The organism is Nitrosomonas sp. (assembly GCA_031316255.1).
Classification (GTDB): domain Bacteria; phylum Pseudomonadota; class Gammaproteobacteria; order Burkholderiales; family Nitrosomonadaceae; genus Nitrosomonas.
This window is the reverse complement of record JALDQW010000001.1, coordinates 2559151-2579138: the sequence shown is the minus strand read 5'-3', so window position 1 is coordinate 2579138 and position 19988 is coordinate 2559151. Positions and strand designations below refer to the sequence as shown.

Genomic DNA, 19988 nt, shown 5'->3' with positions numbered 1-19988 from the left:
AGCGATTAAGCATAACACCGCAATCTTTGAGAGAACGAACGCAGTACTTCAATGCCACTTTCTTCGGCACGCTTACACCAATCTTCCAACTGCTTCACAAGCTCATCCTTTGATGCGGTTGAACGCTGCCAGATCGAGATTAGCTCTTCACGCATGTTATATACTGTATCCAGAGTCTTCGTATTACTCAGCACCTGGCTCAACGTCTCACGTTCATGTTCCTGTAATGTTTTGGCATCAGCCAAAAGCCAGCGTTTCAAAGTTGTTTTATCAATATCGTGATGTGCAATCAACTCTTTCAAATGCACTATTTCTTCGGCAAAAGTCGCCTTGAGTGACTTGGAATATTTGGCCAGTACTTCGTAGCGATGCGAAATAACTGCATGCAGGGTATCCACATCGCATTGTGTTTTATCTTTATTAAGGCGCAGCTTAGGTGCAACCTTTTTGACTTTCGCCAGGCCCATCATTTCCAGAAGACGAATATAGAGCCAGCCAATATCGAATTCATACCATTTATTGGACAAACGCGCTGATGTTGCATAGGCATGGTGGTTATTATGTAATTCTTCACCGCCGATCAAAATACCCCAAGGCACTATATTAGTGCTGGCATCTTCAGCCTGAAAATTACGATATCCCCAGTAATGTCCAATACCATTGATTACACCCGCAGCAAAAAGAGGCGTCCACATCATTTGTATCGCCCATATCGTTAAACCGATCGGGCCAAACAAAACAACATTAATGATAAGCATTAAGGCAATGCCTTTTGCACTATGTTTAGAGTAAATATTGCGTTCTACCCAATCGTCCGGCGTACCATAACCATAACGCTCCAGCGTTTCCTTATTTTTCGTTTCAATCCGGTACAGTTCCGCGCCCTCTGACAGGACTTTCTTGATACCATAAACTATAGGGCTATGCGGGTCATCAGGCGTTTCACATTTGGCATGATGTTTTCGATGAACGGCCGTCCATTCCTTGGTTACCATTCCACTTGTCAGCCATAACCAGAAGCGGAAAAAATGACTGGGAATAGGGTGCAACTCCAACGCTCTATGCGCCGAGTGACGATGCAAGTAAATCGTAATACTGGCAATCGTAAGATGTGTCAGGACCAGAGTTACCACGATATAACCCCACCATGGCAAATCAAAGACACCTGAAATTAAATTAAGAAAATCTGAAATCATATAGCGATTATCCTTCTAAAAGCTTGGAATTCATTCATTTAAACGAATTCATAGCAGCATATATAAACTTAAATCAAAACTTCAAAACATAATCGGTTATTCAGATGCTCACATTATGTCGATTAAACATTTTGCGAGTCGACAGACCGACTATTCGAACTTAAAAAAACCGTTAGAACCGTTAGTTTAGTTCTTACAATACCAACTTGATTTGTAAAAAAGTTACATTTTTGTATCTTAACACTTAATTGACTTGACTGTTAATATTTATGTCAAGAATTTTCAACGTCATGTAAAAGAAAAAAACCGAATAAAAATTTCAACCACAATACCTTCATAATCAATAATTTGTCTCAATATCCCACCACAAACAACCCACAGGCTTTACCTCAGTGAAATAAAACCAACGCAACAAACTAAATTTTTTGTTATCTTACATTTAACAGTCGCCAATCACCACAGGCAAGACTTCCCAAGGTATAGTGTCCAACTGAATATCGAATTAATCTTAATGTAGGATACCCTACTGCAGCAGTCATGCGCCGCACCTGACGATTTTTACCCTCCTTGATCACCAGTTCCAGCCATGCTGTAGGAATATTTTTGCGGTAACGCACGGAGGGTGTTCTTGGCCAGAGATTCTCAGGCTCGTCGATCAATCTGGCTTCAGCCTGTTGTGTCACATAATTTTTAATCGTGACTCCTTGACACAACTGCCCCAGTGCTCCAGGCGTCGGAATACCCTCAACTTGAACCCAATAGATTTTGGGTAATTTATATTTGGGATGGCTTATTTTATTTTGCAAATGGCCATCATCCGTTAATAGCACCAATCCTTCGCTATCGACATCGAGCCGGCCTGCCGGATAAAATTGTGGCAATGAAATAAAATTCTTCAGCGATACATGCCCCGATCCTTGAGTAAACTGGCAAATAACTCCATAAGGTTTATTAAATAGTATTAGCCGCGCCACAAAATGAATGTCCTATTTATCATTCAATATTTTCCGGCGATTAAAATCGAAACAGGGTATCAGGCAGGTGTCTGGACTGTATTATCACGACAGTTTTACGCCTGGATTTCTCACCATGCTTAAGCACCACCTGATTTTGTGGTACTTCAAAACATTCAGCCAGATATTTTAACAATGCAGCATTAGCCTTGCCTTCAACAGGCGCGGCGGCAAGCTTGATTTTAAGCGCATCACCATGCAACCCTATAGCTTCGGTACATTTTGCGCCTGGCTGCACATGCAATGTTAACACCAGGTTATGTGCATCATCATGTCGAAACCAGCACATATGCAAACTAATCTAGCATTGATTTGACTTCCATATTGATACCCGCCACGATCATGAGTAACAGTTGAATAATAATCAGCACAAATAATGGCGAGAGGTCTACATTGGCAATAGGTGGAATACGCCGGCGGAAAACAGACAGAAATGGTTGCGTAAATGTATTGAGCAAAGGCGCCAGAGGACTATACGGATTAATCCATGAGATAATTGTCTGAACAATAATCATAACCAGCACGATATACAGCGTCATCTTGACAATTTCGACCATGCCCAGCAATCCCATAACCCCCACAGCTGTGATCATGTTTGCTCCAAAGCCAATGCCTTGATAAAAATAAATACTGGTCACAATAACACACTCAATCAGCCATGCCAGCACCAGTGTCGACATGTCCATGCCTTTCCATCCCGGAATGAGTCTACGCGCAGGCCGCACAACAAAATCAGTCACCGCAATCAAAAACTGTACAATATTGTTGTAATAAGGCACGCGCAACAACTGGAAATAAAAACGCAGCAATAATGCCAGGGAAAAAAGTCCCAAAATAGTGTCTATAAGAAAAATCATAATTTGGTTAGTCATAAGCACTTTCCTAAATATTGATACAAAGATTACCCTTTAGGTCACTATCGGTTCTAAATTCATAGTTTACCGAACTCATCACTCATTTCCCGGGACCGCTTGTTAGCTGTATGAATGGCCGCGATGATTCTACGTTTAACCTCACTTACTTCCATTGATTCTATCGCCTGCTCTGTGGTGCCGCCTCTTGAAGTCACTCTTGCACGCAAAACAGCCGCATCGTCGTCACTTTCATTGGCAAGTTTGATTGCGCCCTGAAATGTTTGCAGGCTGAGCTGCCTCGCTTCATTCTGTGTCAGACCTAATTCTATCGCTGCCTGTTGCATCGATTCAATAAAATAAAACACATAAGCCGGACCGCTACCGGAAATCGCGGTTACCGTATGCAGCATTTCCTCTTCACTCACCCAAAGTACCGAGCCGACCGCTTTCATTATTGTCTCGGCAATCCGCCTATCCTGCTCAGCGGCATCGGAAGCCGCAAAAAGTCCTGTTACACCCGCCCCCACAAGTGACGGCGTATTGGGCATGGCGCGAATAATCCGCTTATACCCCCCCAACCAACGCATAATATCTGCTGTCCGGATACCCGCCGCAATGGAAATTACTAGATGCCGATCCAATAAACCAGCCAATAGCTGTGTAAGCGCATGCAGTTGTTGCGGCTTTACAGCAAGCACGATGACGTTGTCTGCATCGCCTGTTCCACAGGGTGCAATACCATTTTTCAGATCAGCGGCTGCCGTAATACCAAACACTTCTTTAATCCTGGTTCGGCTTTCTTCATTGATCTCAACGACACCAATTTGACTGGTTGCATAGCCTTGCTTCAATAATCCGCTGATCAATGCGGAAGCCATGTTACCACCGCCAATAAATGTAATTTTCATTATTCTCTTTTCTTTTTAACCGCCAATCATTGACTTATCTTAAATATAAACCACTACACAGACTTTCAATACAAGCATTCAATACGTATAGTGCATCATACTTGGACGTTACCGGCGCTGACAAGCAGGGCAATAAAAACTTGACCGCTGTGCTTGTTTGATCTGTCTAATCACCGTTCCACACTTTTTACATGCCTTACCGGAACGACCATAAACCCAATATTGCTGCTGGAAATAACCCGGATTGCCATCACTTTTAACAAAATCACGCAAACTGCTGCCACCTGCCTCAATCGCCATTTCCAGCACTGATTTTATTTGCGGCACAAGCATCTTATAACGGGACAGTCCAATTCTTCCGGCGGCCGTTTGCGGATTAATCTTCGCATGAAATAACGCCTCGTTTGCATAAATATTGCCAACGCCGACAACAATCTGATTATTCATTATCATTCCCTTGATACTTGTCTTTCGTCCACGTGAATTTTCATATAATCGTGGAGCACTAAAAGCCTCACTCAACGGCTCCGGCCCTAAATGAACAAATAAACGATGGTGTTTGATACTGCCCGGTTGCCACAAAACGGCGCCAAAACGGCGCGGATCCCTGAATCGCAACACAGTCTGATTATCCAGAATCAAATCAAAATGATCATGTTTATCTGGGGAAACAACAGATTTTATCGGCTGGATGGATCTTGGGTTGTCCACGCCAAGCAACCGTAAACTCCCCGACATTCCAAGATGCAGAATCAAAGTACCAACTTCACAATCAAGCAAAAGGTACTTTGCCCTCCGGCAAACTGACACAATCACCCTTCCTTGCAATTGTTCGTGCAACCCGTCAGGGATCGGCCAGCGCAGCCTTGGTTGACGAATTGTAACGCCGGCAATACGGCGTCCCTCAAGATGGGGTGCGATCCCAAGCCGTGTCACTTCTACCTCGGGCAACTCTGGCATAAAATGGAAGCGACTACAAACTAATAAACGTTATGCACTATTCTTGCATAACAAAAAACGGGTTTAGCAAGTAGCGTCCCTCCTGCTCAGGAAATAAATAACCAACTTGTTCTCCCCGCCGCTGAAACACAGTTCCAGTTTCTTTATCAATCACGTTAAAATCAACTTCACGCCCATCCATAAGTCTGATTTTTACAGTTGGTTGATCGTTAGAGTACGCCTGCATATTTATCAGCAATTCTGTTGCCGGCATGTCCCGCCATTCCTCCGTCCAGCGCTCCAGTACAATACTGTTTTGATTGTCCTGCCTGTCTGAATCAACAAACCACACGCCATTCTGTTTTGTTATCGTCAGGCCATTCAGCTCAAACTTGACCGGCAATTCATCTTCAGCCAGCAGCATCGGACTGACCAGATCAGAAGAACTCACAGGCATCCAGACCGCATAGCGTGGCGAAACCAGATATACATGCTCATTAATCGCCAAATACTGCTCATTTGTTACGGGTGCCATTCCACCAAAAGCAAAATAATCGTCATCAATATACAATTCGATACTTGGATGATCCAAATTAAAACTTTCGGTATCCCTCAGTGGAAAACGTTGCCGGCTATGCGCAGATAAAACATTCAGCATTTTGCCAACCAAGGCCTCATCTGCTCTGGCGTAAAATGGTGACACCAGGTGCCAGCCATGTTCATTCCGCTCCAATGTTGCTTCCTGTCCTTGCCGTATAAACCGTATCGACTGTACTGTTTCAGGTGTACGTACAGAGATCTGAGTGGCTTCATCGGTTTCAGATTGGAACTGGGGCGTCAAATACAAAAAAACTGCCAGACCAATGACAGTAACCAGCATGATCAAGTTTAGTTGTGAATGATAAGTCATGTTTTAGTTGGAACCTTTGTTATTCTTTTTCTGCGCCACCAGATGACAGCGCCACTCAACAGAAAAATTGCTGGCAAAATAAATAAAAAAACAATCACGATACCAGTCAATGCAGTCTCACTGAGCATCAGATAACTATCCACCGTAGCACGCGGTTGAATGGTGATCATTTCTTCATCACCAACCAGCCAGTTGACAATGTTAATACCCAAATCCAGATTATTACCATTTCCCAGATAAGCATTGGCCAAAAAATGACCGCTGCCAATCACAATCACGCGTTGTTCGCGGTCATTCACATAGCGTGATAGCGCAACCGCGATAACAACCGGACCCGCCACATCCTCATCCTCGTCAAATACATGTGTATCATCGAGCGAGCCTTTCTCCACCCAGCCGTTTTGCGCAACCTCAACCAAAGGTATCGTACGCCAGATTTCATTTTCAAGAAACGAAATCTGGCGCGCAAATGGAAAAACTGTGATGTAATCAAAACCACGCGTCGTTTCATGTTGTCCGTAGCCTGTACCCAATGCAAAAGTCATGGGCGCTTTAAGTTGCTCGGCCTGCGGATCGACAACAACGCCCGGTGTCAAAACCAGATGCAATTTTTCAGTTAGCGGCAACAGCCCCCGCAATGGCTCCTGGTCAACCAGCCATAATAAATTACCCCCGGCATCAATATAATCCAGCAATTTATCCACTTCGCCGGGCAACAAATCGATTTGCGGCGAAGCAATTAACAGCATGCTGGCGTCAACGGGAATTTCGGATTCAATCGCCAGATTAAGTGGGCGGCTGATAAATCCAGTGATGTGAAGCTGTCGGCCAAATTCCCCTAAATCATAATTTGCCGCACCCTCCAGGCTCCGTTCTCCATGACCGTTTAAAGCCACAATCAGCTTTTCTTGCTGACGGGCGAGACGCATGAGCACCTGGGTAAAAGCCTGCTCGTTGATTGTCGTCAGATGCTGCTGTCTGTGTTGAAAACTGATAACCATTTCCCCATTAACTTGCACACCGGCTTCCTTGGCCAAATTCGGATATTCCGTTGGATCGATGAATGTCAGTGTAAGGTCCGGTTTAAAACGCTGATACAGTTGCACAAAATTATGAATGATTTCACGCACATTCCCAAATTGTGCGTGCTGCGCTGTAGCATATGCCGTTACCTGGATGGGCCCATTCATTTTCTCCAGAATTTCGATGCTGGTTTGACTCAAACTGTTGCGGTTATTTTGACTGACATCCCATTGCATACGCGTTTCATATGCCAAATATCCCAGCAGAAAACATATCGATAACAATAACAATATAAAAATACCCTGCTGCATTTTCTGGTGAAACCGGAATTTTTTGTTTACTTGCGTCATTGTCGCAAACACACCGTCAAAGTGTTGGATTCATTAAATCTAGCCATGCAATCGTTCTCCTTCCAAATGACGGATGGTCAAAAACAAAAACAGCAATGTGAATAACGTGAAATACGCAATACTGAAGGTATCGATCAGGCCGTTGTTAAATAGCTCAAAATGCTTAAAGATTGAAAAAAAGTGTATCCACGCTTCATAATCGCTGGTAACCAGATCAATAACCCAGAAACCCAGCAGCACGCCCAACATGCCGACTGCTGCAATAACCGGTTGCGCGGTCAAACTGGAGACGTAAAGCCCTAGTGCAACAAAGCAGCTCACCATTAGAATCAACCCCGCCGCGCCACTGATTAACAAACCAAAATCCAGGGTACCGCCAGCCAGCAATGAAACAGACAGTGCAACAATCAGCGCAACAACACCCAGAAAAAAAATCATAAGACCAAAAAACTTACCTAAAACAATATCTGTCACAGATATGGGTGCAGAAATCAGCAATGTGAGCGTATGATTTTTACGCTCCTCCGCTAGCTGACGCATAGTCAGTAACGGTGTAATCATTAAGATCACAATTGCAGCCAAGCCAAATACCGGTGTTACAATAATCTCGGTAAATCCCGGCGGATTTGCGATCTGCATGAGCTGAGGCTGTACTTGCAGAAAAGCATCAAGACGGCCAAAAAAAACCCATGCCAATAGAATCTGTATCACCGTTAGCAATACCCATGCCAAAGGTGAAAAAAACAGCATGCGCAATTCTTTCTTCGCTATGGTGAAAATCATGGTTATAAACTATTAATGTGTAGTTTGAGCAGGTTGCGTCAATTGAGAGAATACCGTTTCCAGGTCAACATTCCTTTGCTTTAAATCATCCAATGTTTCATTCAAAACAATTTGCCCCTCATGCATGATGTACACCCGGTCACACACGCTTTCAACTTCGGAAAGAATATGCGTAGACATGATTACACTGCACGATTCGCTCAAATCCCGGATTAATCCCCGGATTTCGCGAATCTGATTGGGATCGAGACCTACAGTTGGTTCATCAAGAATTATGATATCAGGTTGGTGAATGATCGCTTGTGCGATACCAACGCGCTGTTGCAGTCCTTTTGACAAAGTACCGATCAATTGTTTACCCCGATCAGTCAGGCCACACCGTATTTTACAGTTTTCCAGCATCTGTAAAATGCGTTTTTTTTCAACACGGTGAAGTCGCGCGACAAATTGTAGATATTCATCCACAGTCATATCGAGATATAGCGGCGGCAACTCGGGCAGATATCCGAGGTGCGCTTTGGCTTTCTGAGGATGATCCAAAAGATCAACGCCGCATATCTCTATACTGCCCGCACTCGGCGCAAGATTACCGGTTATCATGCGCAGGGTTGTCGTTTTGCCTGCGCCATTTGGGCCCAGCAATCCAAGCACTTCTCCTTTTTTTAATTGCAGGTTTATGTCATTTACAGCCTGATGACGACCGTAACAACGCTGCAAGTTTTTTGCCAAAAGTGTAAATCGCACAGCCTGATCATTCATGGTATTACCTCCGACATGGCAAAGCCTTTAATCTCAATTCAATCCAGACGACGCATAATATGTATTTATTGTGCACTTACTTCTTCCATGCCTGCGCTGACATGTGCACTATTCTATAGCACAAAACCGGAACGGCAACACCGTATTTCAATCGTGAAAACACAGGTGCTTTGTAGTCCGGCAGACTTACACCATTTTTACACCATTTCCAAAGATTTAGTCTGCTTTGATATGTTATTCGTTTAAAAAGTATACTGTATGATTATTGCGACACAATCGCGCCTGTCCCGCCTATTTACCACCTATCAGAAATACCTGACACCGACAATAATTCTTTTTTATTTCAATATACTATTATTATATGTTGTAAATAAGACACATCCATATTTGACAAACAACTGAATATAAACTCATAATCGCGTCAGCACATCATACGTGGAAAGAAAATTAATGGTGGGACGGCCTTTTGTTATTTGTTCTATGCAAATTAACAAAAATTCTAAATCTGAAGTTTTCACTTAAAAGGATAACAGCATGAATAAATTGTCAACCAAACTGATTGGAATGATTTTACTGCCAGCGTTCTTCTCCGGTGCAGCACTCGCGCAGGATGGACCGGCGGACCGATACGAAAATAGCGATATTGAAAAAGCCGAAGGTTACGGCGTAGAAGACGAGAATGGCGTTGTTTGGCGCAGCTCACCCGATTTAGGCAATCACTGCTGGCGCACGGGGTACTGGGACGAGTCACTGGCTATTATCGAAGGTTGCGATGGCTATGAAAAAGTGGCAGAAGCAGAACCGGAACCCGAAGCAGCGCCTGCTCCTGTAACAGCACCTGATAAACTGACCTTCTCGGCTGATGCATTGTTTGATTTTGACAGCGCCGAATTGAAGCCGAATGGTAAAGTTGCATTGGACGACTTCGTCCGCGGACTGGAAGGTATCAATTTTGATGTGATCGTCGCTGTCGGTCATGCAGACAGAATCGGCAATCCTGATTACAACCAGAGATTGTCCGTACGTCGCGCAGAGTCAGTTAAATCCTATCTGGTAACAAAAGGAATCGACGGCAGCCGCATCTTTACCGATGGCAAGGGTGAAACACAACCCGTGACCGGTGACACATGCGTGGGCAAAACCAGTCATGCGCTCAAAGAGTGCCTAAGACCCGATCGTCGTGTTGAGGTTGAAGTTGCCGGTACACGCTAAGCACGTAACCCAAACAAAACTCTTCGCTTCATGAAATATTAAAGCCCTGTTCTCACAGGGCTTTTTTTATGCATTTTCCTTATGCAAGACACACCAAAATCCAAAATCGATACTCTGATTGAAGCCCGCTGGATTATTCCGGTCGACACTCTTCATTCCGTTCTGTGTAATCATGCAATTGCAATCAACCATGGCAAAATTATCGATATTCTGCCGATTAAACCAGCGCACGCCCGATTCAAAGCTGATAAAGTCTATATTTTGCATAATCATGCATTAATTCCGGGGCTTGTTAATTTACACACACATGCTGCAATGACACTGCTGCGCGGACTTGCTGATGATTTGCCGCTCATGGAATGGCTAAACCAGCATATCTGGCCCACCGAGAGCCGTCATGTGAGTCAATCCTTCGTACGCGACGGAACTTACATCGCCTGCGCTGAAATGCTCAGAGGCGGCATTACCTGCTTCAATGACATGTATTTTTTCCCTGAAGCCATCGCGCAGGCGGCGCTTGATATCGGAATGCGCGCGTCAATCGGCATGATTGCCATTGATTTTCCAACTGCCTACGCCAGCGATGCTGACGATTACCTCGCAAAAGGCATGGCGCTGCGCGACACACAGCATCCAAACCCTTTACTGTCATTTTGCTTTGCGCCCCACGCCCCCTATACCGTCAGTGATAAAACGCTGACCAATATCCTGACCTATGCCGAGCAACTTGAATCCCCTATCCATATCCATTTGCATGAAACGGTTGATGAAATCCGCATCAGCATGGAAACATATAACATGCGCCCTATTGAACGCCTGCATCAGCTCGGCATGCTCAGTCCCAGCTTGATCGCGGTGCATATGGTGCATTTAACCGACAATGAAATCGGACTTTTAAAACAGCATGGTTGCCATATTGCGCACTGCCCTTCATCCAATCTAAAACTTGCCAGCGGCTTTGCGCCCATCACAACCTTGCTGGATAATGGCATTAATGTTGGACTCGGCACCGACAGCGCAGCGAGTAATAATCGGCTTGATATTCTTGAAGAAATGCGGCTTGCTGCCTTGCTGGCCAAAGCTTCCAGTAATCGGGCAGATGCCCTGCCCGCGCATCAAGCACTCGAAATGGCCACAATCAACGGCGCGCGCGCACTTGGCATTGACGCAATAACCGGCTCGCTTGAACCGGGCAAAGCGGCTGACATTACAGCCCTGGATTTTTCCGACCTGCATTTATCGCCCTGTTACGATCCGGTATCGCACCTTGTTTATGCGGCCGGGCGCGATCAGGTGAGTCATGTCTGGGTAAATGGTAAAATACTGCTGGAAGATAAACAATTCATCACTCTGGATAATGCGGCTCTATATAATCGTGCTGCATACTGGGAAGAATGCATCAAATCCACACATAATTTAACCGACAAAAAATAACCTGGGAAATCGCAATGAAAGACGACGGCATAAATGCAGATCCTTTGGAACTGGAAAAATTCAGTCAGCTGGCGCACCGCTGGTGGGATCCTAACAGTGAATTCAAACCACTGCATGAAATCAACCCCCTGCGCATGGATTATATTGAGAAACTTGCCGGACTGGAAGGCAAGACCGTGCTAGATGTAGGCTGTGGCGGCGGCATCCTGTCTGAAGGCATGGCTTCCCGTGGCGCAACCGTCACCGGTATCGACCTGAGCGACAAAGCCCTCAAGGTCGCCAAACTGCATCTTTTGGAAAGCGGTCAGCAAGTTGAATACCGTAAAATCACAACCGAGTCTCTAGCCAAGGAACAACCGCAGCATTACGACGTCGTCACCTGTATGGAAATGCTCGAGCATGTACCAGACCCGATGAGCATCATCCGCTCCTGCGCAAAACTGGCCAAACCCGGCGGTTGGGTGTTTTTTTCGACCATCAATCGCAATCCGAAATCCTATTTATTCGCGATCATCGGCGCGGAATATATCCTCAAACTGCTGCCGCGCGGAACACATGAATACGCCAACTTCATTAAACCCTCCGAGCTTGCCCGTATGGCGCGTAACGCGGGGCTCACCGACGAGAAACTAATCGGCATGACCTATAACCCATTCACCAAAGTCTATGCACTGGGATCAGACACCGATGTTAACTACATCATGGCTTATCGCACCTAACACACCTGGAATATCAGCCAACTATCATGATCAGCGCAGTTTTTTTTGATTTTGACGGCACCATAGCCGATACCGCACCCGATCTCGGCCATGCGCTCAATCGCCAGCGTATTAAACGGGACATGCCACCGTTACCCATCGAGCAAATTCGGTTACAGGCCTCCGCCGGCGCACGCGGCCTGCTGGGACTCGGATTCAATATCGGGCCTGAAGATGAGCGCTATCTTGAAATGCGCGATGAATTTCTCGAATTTTATACTCACCGGCTCTGCCATGACACCTGCCTGTTCCCCGGCATAGATATACTGTTTGATCAACTGGACATGCATGGATTACCCTGGGGAATCGTCACCAACAAACCGGCCCGCTTCACTCATCCACTCATCGAACAGTTGGGTCTGCAGCAGCGCGTCGCCTGCGTAGTCTGCGGCGATGAAACCACAAAAACCAAACCGCACCCTGAACCGCTGCTGGTCGCCTGCAAAAAAATCAACGTCGCTCCCGCAGATTGCATTTATCTGGGCGATGACCTGCGGGACGTCAAGGCCAGTCTCGCCGCCGGCATGGAACCCGTGATCGCGCGTTACGGCTATCTCGGAACGGATCAACCGCCCGAAAACTGGGGCGCAAGTCATATCATTGATCATCCGCAAGACCTGCTCGCTTATATCCGGAACAGGTGTTAGAATATTGTTTCTAAACGGGGTTGAACTTTTAACAACCAACTCTATCTTATCAGTACCACAAAGAATGCGGGGACGATCTGGCTTCGACGTGGGTTGCAAAGCAGCGTAGGGCATACCGAGGATCAGATTACCTCGTAAATCCATCTGAAAACAATAGTCGCAAACGACGAAAATTACGCTTTAGCCGCTTAATGGCTAGCCTCTGCGCCGGTGGGCCTCAACGCCGGGTCTGGCAACAGACAGCAGAGTCACTAACGAGGATCGCGTACTGCAGGGTTACTTTGTAGCGCGTTAAATATAAGGTAACTCGCCTGTCATCAGCCTGCCAGTTGGCGGTTGCCGGGTTAAATCAAAGAACATGGCTAAGTATGTAGAACTGCCTGTAGAGGGCTTGCGGACGCGGGTTCGATTCCCGCCGTCTCCACCACGGATCAAGTATTCATGCGCTTTTCAAGCTGTTTGGATACATTTACCATCAATAATCCCATCAAAAGTGATGGGATTATTTGATACCTTAAAAAACAAAATGACAATGTGATAATTTGATTGTTACCCGTATCTGCTGATCAATTATCAGTCAATCAGCTAACAACCGGATTATTATTACCTTTTGCCATTTTTTCACAACCTCATACACAGTAATTGGGGATAACTTCAATCACATACCCAGAGAACAATCCCATCCACAACATTTGACGCGGCCTGAGTCTTATGGGCGTTTAGTAGCGAGATCAATTTCCCATTAAGCAGTTCCGTGGCTTCCTGTTGATCAGCATCTATGAATCGCGTTCTTACATTCACGGTCTGTCCAGATTTGCGGATAAGAATTTACCTTATGGCCTTTTGATGCCAGTATTTCAGCAACATAAGCCTTGGAGTATTCAAAATTCCAATCGACCTTCTTCAGTGTATTCAGACTTCCTAACAAAGCAATCACAGGAACTCGCCCTTTCAGTTCACCCAACTTTTCTGCCATCCACACATCCCGATTGGTTTTCAGTATAAGACTCGCATCGACAGCCATCACCTTCAGGCACTCATTGTGTTTCTGCAGCTCAATCAAGTCGGTAATCATTGATCTAAAATCCTGGCGGTCAATCATTGGAGCCACTACATCTTTGGTCTGAGACTTTAGAAACCATATGCTCAGCTCAGGATATTGAATCCATTACTCCCGTGCCTGATCTGATTGAGGCTGCAGAAACTGAATGACACATCAGTATATTGCTACTGTTTAAGTCAAATCGTATACAAAAATGTTTATTTAAGACACTATATAATTCCTCCAAAATGTCGTAAATATCTCTAGGCCATGATTTCACAAGAGAGAATTAACATGCCAAGAAAAAAAGAGAAAATTGTTGAACAGCTTTTTTATGCTGATATTAAAAGTGAATGTAAGTCTTCTCCTTTTTTAAGGGGACTAAATTTTCCTGAAAATATTAGAATCCACTCTGTAGTGTTTTGCGAAACCAAGAAAGGCGTACGTCGCGGACGAAGAATTCTACTTCTGCCAGGACAATTAAATAGGCTTTCAGAAGAATGGAAAAAATTGCAAGCAGAGATTGAGAAACAGAAACATGAAAATGAGAAGCTCCACACAATAAATAAACAATTAATGGAAAATATTGAAAACGAAGCTTTAAGAGAATGCAACCGTTCCAACAAACATAGCAGTAATTCTTCACGTTTTTCTGAAGCAGCTCCCAGCTTACACGGATTACCTTATCAAGGCGGAGCTCCAGGCCTAGGGAAAAAATAGTGTAAAGTCTAAAACTATCATTTTTTCAAATTACTAATTCCATACATAAGCTGACCCAGCTTTATTAATCTTGGCCAACGATCATGTATCCACGCATATTCCGGAGGCGTATCGATCGTTACCACATAAACCCGCATCTTTTCTTTACGTTCGGCCAGCAGCCCTTGTATGACCATTCTGTTATCGATCGGTATCCAGTGAGATTGACCATCGTGATCCTTTTCCATGAATTGATCGGCGGCAATTAAAACTGGTCTTGGGCGCCAAGGTTTCCATTTACCTGCTTTGATGGAATCCAATCGTGCCCAGCCGCCATTCGGAAATTGACCAATGGCTTCTTTTTGACGCCTACCCCATGTTACCCAGGTAACGTCGCCACTACGCAACCGCACGGGTAGTCTAGCATCGGGTTGGGGAAAGTAGATTTTGTGATCCTGATATTGGATACCGCCGCACATGTGAGAATTATTATTTCAATTGCCATACAATGGTCAGCTATCATGAATCAAAGCACGAATCGCGACAGCCTGCTTTTCCTTGGTAGCGGTAAATTTTCCGTATGTTGAAAAGTGATAATGCCAAAAGACAGTTTTGTTTTCATCGCTGAACCAAACCTTCAGTTCGCTATCGGTAACATCAGGTTTGGTTGTTATCCACGGGAAATGTCCGGTTTGGCGCATCAGATTGCCAACACTGGTAGGCATGAAGATATATTTTGAATCGCCTTCCAAGATCACCCGATTCAGCCACACCAGATGTTGATCGTCAAGATCGGACGGTACGAGTTTACTCCGGCCATATGTTGGTAGATGCAATAATTCTATAAAAGCAATTTCAGGCGCATGCGATTGGGTAAAGCCGATTTTTGCGAAACTGCGGTGATAGAACTTGCCATCACCTTGGTAATTGTCCAGCAAAAAAGGATGGTGCACACCGTATTTTTCCCAAAACAATACACCGTCATCAAGATATTCATACATTTCTTGCGATATTTCAGATTGATCGATATCTTCAGCATAGTTTGCATCAAGGCCAATAAATAAATACTTGGCTTTCATGGGATCAGTACCTTGATAGGGTCGATTGGAAAACAACCTGTTTAATGTCGTACTGGGATGTTTATAGTACATAAATGATTTAAATCCTAAAAAAGTTGAAAGCTATATAGCTGGGTCGGTTATCTATCTTTGAGCAGGATTCTTAATAATCCCCATGAAAAGGCAGCAATAAAACCAATACAGAAGAAAACAGTATTGATGCTCCATGCTAGGGCGGTCACAATCAAACCATTGTCTTTTTTCTTGTGGCGTTTATTCATTGGAGCTGCATGCCTGTAAAGATGGGGACTATCCGCTTTTTCTGTACCTGGTTCAGTCACACCCGCACAATAATCTCGATGCATTCGGGTGCGACCCCTAGCTTTTTTGCCAAATCCTCCTTGGCTTCTGCTATGGTTGCTTGGAGATTTGCGCCGGTAAGATTTCCGTAACTCGCAGGAAATTTCTTCCAATCAAGCTTATCTGGATCGAGATCAAAGCCCAGCTCATTTAGAGTTGTATATCTAACCGGATTTTGCTGTCCACTCCAGGCGTTAGGCAGGCTGATTTCAGCATAGTCGCTAAATTGAATAATGACTCTTCCTGGATTTTCAATGGAAGGTTTTATACCGGATATTTTTCCAATGAAAAAAGCTTCTCCGTGATTCTCGGGTTTATGCATACTCCAGTTTGAATGCGCATTTGCCACGGCAATTAGATAAGTACATTTGGCAACACGATCTTCTCTGGCAACCCAATCGCCACACCCGCCTTGTTTAAACATGTGCTCAAGGTTCTTGCTGGTTAGCACAATCATCGTATTCATATTGACACCGCGTAAAAAGATAACAAGAATACTAAACCGAAACATAAAGAAAGTAAATAGTATATAAAAAGTATATTAATAGTATGTAGGGTTAATATGCCAAGTACTTTTGATCTAACGTGCTATTGATTAATAATGACAACCTGAAAGCCATTCAGGAACGTCTGGCGGTTATGTGTTTTCTGTTGATATATAAGCTTCCTGTCAGCACGATAAGTGTTTGGAATAAAAAAACTATTGATTTGTGGTGTTATGTATTGTTAAATTACGACCACTTCTTAACCCACTATCAGGAGCGTCTCATGAACAAGACTGAATTGATTGAAGCTATAGCAACACGTTCCAACACCACGAAAGCACAAGTCGGTACCATGCTCAATGGAATGCTTGACGTTCTTCAACAAACACTAGCCACTGGAAATAACATTCAGTTAGTGGGATTTGGTACTTTTTCAGTGACGGAACGTGCAAGTCGCGAAGGCCGTAATCCGGCAGCCGGAAAAACCATGACCATTCCTGCAAAGAAGGTAGTCAAATTCAAGCCAGGCAAAGCCCTGTCAGAAGCCGCTGCAACACGTGCAGCCAAAACCGGAAAGCCGGTTAAATCAAGTGTGAAAGCGAAGAAGAAATAAATTTGAGAAACCCAGGGAATCAAGAAGGGGCCAAAATTCCCTGGGCAGGTTAGTTTCAAATTTACTCATGATTCGTAGGTATGAACACCCTACAATTTATGTATCGACCATATAAGCATACGGCTTTAGCGATTCAATGAACTGGACGGTTTATATTCTGGAATGTGCTGATGGTAGTCTTTACACTGGCATAACCAAAGATTTGACACGCCGGATCACCAAACACGAAACCGGGAAAGGTGCACGCTATACCGATGGTCGTGGCCCATTCCGGCTTGTGTGTCAAGAATTCCAACCAACCAGATTGGAAGCGACAAAAAGGGAAGCAGCAATCAAAGCGATGACTCGAGCAGATAAATTGGCATTGATTACAAAGGTTATGTTTACAACAAATATTCCCTCAGTGTAACTACGCCCGCATAATCTACGGCATGAATTTGCAGTTTCCTGGAAAACGATGACAGAACGCTGTATGTGGCAGCGGATACTCGGCTATTACGAATGGTGACTATGCGGTATGCGCATTCGTCCACCAAGGCATTGCGGGAAGCGGCTAATAGTGCTGCGGTGAAGATTCGGGGGTAGGAGAGTTGGGGGGAGTGTTCGGTGGTGCGCTTCTCTCTTTTGTCCTAAATCAATTGAAGACAGAATGCAAAGTCGATCATATTGGCTACTCAAGATTGGTATAGGGGCATGTGTTCATTCTGTTTAAATGAATCATGTTTATAATTCTATTCATTAAAATGAGTAAATTAAAATATTCTATACTCGTTTTGTATCTGGAAACTCTATTTTAGAGGTCTTTGATAAGGACAAACCATATAGGACGATGGGGATGCAAAGTGATTGTGTGTAATAGACATTTTGAGATTTTTTGTTTTTCCAAAGTGCTGCTGTTTTTTGATTAACAGTTTCTCTGATTTATGAATTGATGGAAAACAATTTTTGGTTCTATATGAATCGTAGTGACTTTGGCCCAAATTACCTTGGCTAATTGTTCGGGTGTTAGTACGCCGATTTATGTTATCTCTTTGGTTTATCGATGCTATATCAATAATTGAGGAAAAATTATGCAACATCAAGGTATCATTCTTGCAAAGAGCATTTCTTTGCTTGCTTTGCCGCACCAAGTAGCTTGTTCTGCCGAAATATTGCCAATATAAAGGAGAAATAGTTCATGAGAGTAAATTTACCAGTCTCCAATAATGAATATCCAATTAACGATGATACTCTCATTGTTTCTACTACAGATACAAAAGGGCGGATAACATACGTTAATCAGGCATTTATAGAGGTAAGTGGATTTGCAGAGGATGAATTGATTGGAAAGGCGCATAATATTGTACGCCATCCGGATATGCCGCCAGAAGCTTTTGCCGATTTATGGAATACCCTGCAAAATGGAAAACCCTGGACAGGGCTGGTCAAAAACAGACGCAAAAATGGTGACTATTACTGGGTATTGGGTAACGCAACCCCACTGATTGAAAACGGAACCGTCGTCGGGTACCTGTCGGTCAGGACAAAACCGTCACGTCAGCTTATAGAAAAGGTCGCACCGATTTATCAGCAATTTATCGAGGGAAAGGCTAAAAACCTCAAGATAGAAAATGGAGGTGTTGTTCGTACTGATTTTGTAGGCAAGATGGCTTCACTATTCAAAATGACCTTTGGTAAAAAAGTGGCAATGCTTTTATCGTTACCGGCATTATTATTACTAAGTACCGCAGGCGCCGGGTGGTGGAATATAAGTGATGCCACAGCGCCGTCTTGGCTGAATACTTTTGTAATGGCTGCAGGCATCGGTGGCGCTTTATTAATAGGTGCCATAAGTCTTTATTTAATCCGCAGTACGCTTAAACCTTTGAATGAAGCAATTGATGTGGCCAATACGCTTGCTGCGGGTGATTTACGGACAAAAATTTCTTCAACTTATACCGACGAATTTGGTTTATTGTTTAAATCACTGGCTCAGATGAATATTAATTTAAAAGCCACTGTTCTGGATGTCCGCAATAATGCTGAGATAGTTCGTCAGGCTGCTACTGAAATAGCATGTGGCAATATGGACTTGTCACAACGCACTGAAGAACAGGCATCTTCGCTCGAAGAAACGGCTGCAAGCATGGAAGAGTTGGCTTCAACTGTAAAACAAAATTCAGAGAATTCCAAACAGGCAGATCATCTTGCAACAAGTGCAAGCCATGTCGCAATTAAAGGCGGTCAGATGATGTCCGAGGTAGTCAATACCATGACATCAATCAGTGACAGTTCCAAAAAAATAGCGAACATTATTAATGTAATCGATGGCATTGCATTTCAAACCAATATTCTGGCTTTGAATGCGGCTGTAGAAGCAGCACGCGCCGGTGAGCAGGGAAGAGGATTTGCTGTTGTGGCAACTGAGGTTCGCAATCTTGCGCAAAGAAGTGCAACGGCTGCAAAAGAAATCAAATTACTGATAGATGATTCGGCAAGTAAAGTACGAAATGGAACGCTGCAAGTTGATGAGGCAGGTAAAACAATGGAAGAAATTGTTAATTCAATTAAACACGTTGCCGATATCATGACCGAAATAACCGCCGCATCTCAGGAACAAAGCTCAGGTATTGATCAGGTGAATCAGGCGGTTATGCAAATGGATGAAGTCACTCAACAGAATGCTGCTCTGGTAGAAGAAGCTGCTGCTTCAGCAGAATCTCTCGAGAACCAGGCTAAAGAACTCAGTGGTGCAATTTCTATCTTTAAGGTTGATCATTCAAGAATGGTTAATGAAACCGGAATACAGCAAATACCTGAGATAAAACAAGGTGTGAAGCAGATAACCCTAATGCCTCATAGGCAAGATCAAAACAGAAGTGCGTATATGAAAGTTGTCAATAGCAGAAAATATTGACATTATTTTAAATAAGCCTCCATTGTTAAATGGAATTAAATTCATTCCT

General features: G+C 44.1%; 22 protein-coding genes, 1 other RNA gene and 2 pseudogenes. 10 read left to right on the top strand and 15 right to left on the bottom strand.

All coding sequences use genetic code 11. The annotated features are described in order from the left end of the window. Window positions 1-5 precede the first annotated feature (5 nt). The 10 genes from MRK00_11470 to MRK00_11425 all read right to left on the bottom strand — a co-directional run bounded on the left by MRK00_11470 (window position 6) and on the right by MRK00_11425 (window position 8735). Complete coding sequence (locus tag MRK00_11470; GenBank protein MDR4517987.1) at window positions 6-1196, bottom strand: fatty acid desaturase; 1191 nt, start codon at window positions 1194-1196, stop codon at window positions 6-8. A 428-nt stretch (window positions 1197-1624) separates the two neighbouring features. Beyond that, a complete protein-coding gene (locus MRK00_11465; protein MDR4517986.1) occupies window positions 1625-2170 on the bottom strand; it encodes a pseudouridine synthase in 546 nt (181 codons plus the stop codon). 40 nt (window positions 2171-2210) lie between these two features. After that, complete coding sequence (locus MRK00_11460; GenBank protein ID MDR4517985.1) at window positions 2211-2498, bottom strand: DUF167 family protein; 288 nt, start codon at window positions 2496-2498, stop codon at window positions 2211-2213. 7 nt (window positions 2499-2505) lie between these two features. Beyond that, the gene (locus MRK00_11455; protein MDR4517984.1) at window positions 2506-3081 is read right to left on the bottom strand and encodes a YggT family protein; all 576 of its coding nucleotides are present in this window, start codon (window positions 3079-3081) and stop codon (window positions 2506-2508) included. Between the two features lie 59 nt (window positions 3082-3140). Next, on the bottom strand, window positions 3141-3971 hold the full coding sequence (gene proC / locus MRK00_11450; protein ID MDR4517983.1) for a pyrroline-5-carboxylate reductase: 831 nt from the start codon (window positions 3969-3971) through the stop codon (window positions 3141-3143). A 108-nt stretch (window positions 3972-4079) separates the two neighbouring features. Beyond that, window positions 4080-4931 (bottom strand): bifunctional DNA-formamidopyrimidine glycosylase/DNA-(apurinic or apyrimidinic site) lyase, encoded by an 852-nt coding sequence (gene mutM, locus MRK00_11445; protein MDR4517982.1) that lies wholly within the window; start codon window positions 4929-4931, stop codon window positions 4080-4082. Between the two features lie 37 nt (window positions 4932-4968). Then, the gene (locus MRK00_11440) at window positions 4969-5820 is read right to left on the bottom strand and encodes a DUF4340 domain-containing protein (protein ID MDR4517981.1); all 852 of its coding nucleotides are present in this window, start codon (window positions 5818-5820) and stop codon (window positions 4969-4971) included. Beyond that, window positions 5817-7193, bottom strand: coding sequence for a GldG family protein (locus MRK00_11435; GenBank protein ID MDR4517980.1), 1377 nt, complete (start codon window positions 7191-7193; stop codon window positions 5817-5819). The genes MRK00_11440 and MRK00_11435 overlap by 4 nt, the downstream gene beginning before the upstream one ends. Before the next feature lie 39 nt (window positions 7194-7232). Further along, window positions 7233-7976 (bottom strand): ABC transporter permease, encoded by a 744-nt coding sequence (locus MRK00_11430; GenBank protein ID MDR4517979.1) that lies wholly within the window; start codon window positions 7974-7976, stop codon window positions 7233-7235. A 12-nt stretch (window positions 7977-7988) separates the two neighbouring features. Beyond that, window positions 7989-8735, bottom strand: coding sequence for an ABC transporter ATP-binding protein (locus tag MRK00_11425; protein ID MDR4517978.1), 747 nt, complete (start codon window positions 8733-8735; stop codon window positions 7989-7991). Between the two features lie 534 nt (window positions 8736-9269). Between MRK00_11425 and MRK00_11420 the strand changes: the two genes are divergently transcribed. From MRK00_11420 to ssrA, 5 genes are all read left to right on the top strand, one after another. Next, window positions 9270-9947 (top strand): OmpA family protein, encoded by a 678-nt coding sequence (locus MRK00_11420; GenBank protein ID MDR4517977.1) that lies wholly within the window; start codon window positions 9270-9272, stop codon window positions 9945-9947. A gap of 81 nt (window positions 9948-10028) precedes the next feature. Continuing rightward, window positions 10029-11381, top strand: coding sequence for a TRZ/ATZ family hydrolase (locus tag MRK00_11415; protein ID MDR4517976.1), 1353 nt, complete (start codon window positions 10029-10031; stop codon window positions 11379-11381). A gap of 14 nt (window positions 11382-11395) precedes the next feature. Then, window positions 11396-12100 carry a bifunctional 2-polyprenyl-6-hydroxyphenol methylase/3-demethylubiquinol 3-O-methyltransferase UbiG gene (gene ubiG / locus MRK00_11410; protein ID MDR4517975.1) on the top strand — a complete coding sequence of 235 codons (705 nt, stop codon included), beginning with the start codon at window positions 11396-11398 and terminating at the stop codon, window positions 12098-12100. A gap of 26 nt (window positions 12101-12126) precedes the next feature. Next, a complete protein-coding gene (locus MRK00_11405) occupies window positions 12127-12786 on the top strand; it encodes an HAD-IA family hydrolase (GenBank protein ID MDR4517974.1) in 660 nt (219 codons plus the stop codon). 68 nt (window positions 12787-12854) lie between these two features. Then, window positions 12855-13213, top strand: a transfer-messenger RNA (tmRNA) gene (ssrA, locus tag MRK00_11400). A gap of 342 nt (window positions 13214-13555) precedes the next feature. Here the strand turns inward: ssrA and MRK00_11395 are convergent. After that, the gene (locus MRK00_11395; GenBank protein ID MDR4517973.1) at window positions 13556-13861 is read right to left on the bottom strand and encodes a hypothetical protein; all 306 of its coding nucleotides are present in this window, start codon (window positions 13859-13861) and stop codon (window positions 13556-13558) included. A gap of 261 nt (window positions 13862-14122) precedes the next feature. Between MRK00_11395 and MRK00_11390 the strand changes: the two genes are divergently transcribed. Further along, the gene (locus MRK00_11390) at window positions 14123-14548 is read left to right on the top strand and encodes a hypothetical protein (GenBank protein MDR4517972.1); all 426 of its coding nucleotides are present in this window, start codon (window positions 14123-14125) and stop codon (window positions 14546-14548) included. A gap of 17 nt (window positions 14549-14565) precedes the next feature. Here the strand turns inward: MRK00_11390 and MRK00_11385 are convergent, their stop codons facing one another. Genes MRK00_11385 through MRK00_11370 form a run of 4 tightly spaced genes read right to left on the bottom strand, consistent with a single transcriptional unit; the run spans window position 14566 to window position 16411 of the window. Further along, window positions 14566-15006: a hypothetical protein gene (locus tag MRK00_11385; protein MDR4517971.1), complete on the bottom strand. Its 441-nt coding sequence runs from the start codon at window positions 15004-15006 to the stop codon at window positions 14566-14568. A 33-nt stretch (window positions 15007-15039) separates the two neighbouring features. After that, entirely contained in the window at window positions 15040-15678 is a 639-nt protein-coding gene (locus MRK00_11380) for a hypothetical protein (protein MDR4517970.1), read from the bottom strand. A 47-nt stretch (window positions 15679-15725) separates the two neighbouring features. After that, window positions 15726-15950 (bottom strand): hypothetical protein, encoded by a 225-nt coding sequence (locus tag MRK00_11375; protein MDR4517969.1) that lies wholly within the window; start codon window positions 15948-15950, stop codon window positions 15726-15728. After that, the gene (locus tag MRK00_11370; GenBank protein MDR4517968.1) at window positions 15923-16411 is read right to left on the bottom strand and encodes a hypothetical protein; all 489 of its coding nucleotides are present in this window, start codon (window positions 16409-16411) and stop codon (window positions 15923-15925) included. The genes MRK00_11375 and MRK00_11370 overlap by 28 nt, the downstream gene beginning before the upstream one ends. Before the next feature lie 302 nt (window positions 16412-16713). On the opposite strand from MRK00_11370, the gene MRK00_11365 reads away from it, so the two are divergent. The 4 genes and pseudogenes from MRK00_11365 (at window position 16714) to MRK00_11350 (ending at window position 19798) form a co-directional block, all read left to right on the top strand. Next, window positions 16714-17043, top strand: a complete 330-nt coding sequence (locus tag MRK00_11365) for an HU family DNA-binding protein (protein ID MDR4517967.1) — start codon at window positions 16714-16716, stop codon at window positions 17041-17043. Window positions 17044-17179: 136 nt separating this feature from the next. Next, window positions 17180-17452 (top strand): GIY-YIG nuclease family protein, encoded by a 273-nt coding sequence (locus MRK00_11360; GenBank protein ID MDR4517966.1) that lies wholly within the window; start codon window positions 17180-17182, stop codon window positions 17450-17452. Window positions 17453-18220: 768 nt separating this feature from the next. Then, window positions 18221-18502, top strand: a pseudogene (locus MRK00_11355) (PAS domain-containing protein). A gap of 435 nt (window positions 18503-18937) precedes the next feature. Continuing rightward, window positions 18938-19798: pseudogene (locus MRK00_11350) on the top strand (methyl-accepting chemotaxis protein). Window positions 19799-19988: the final 190 nt, after the last annotated feature.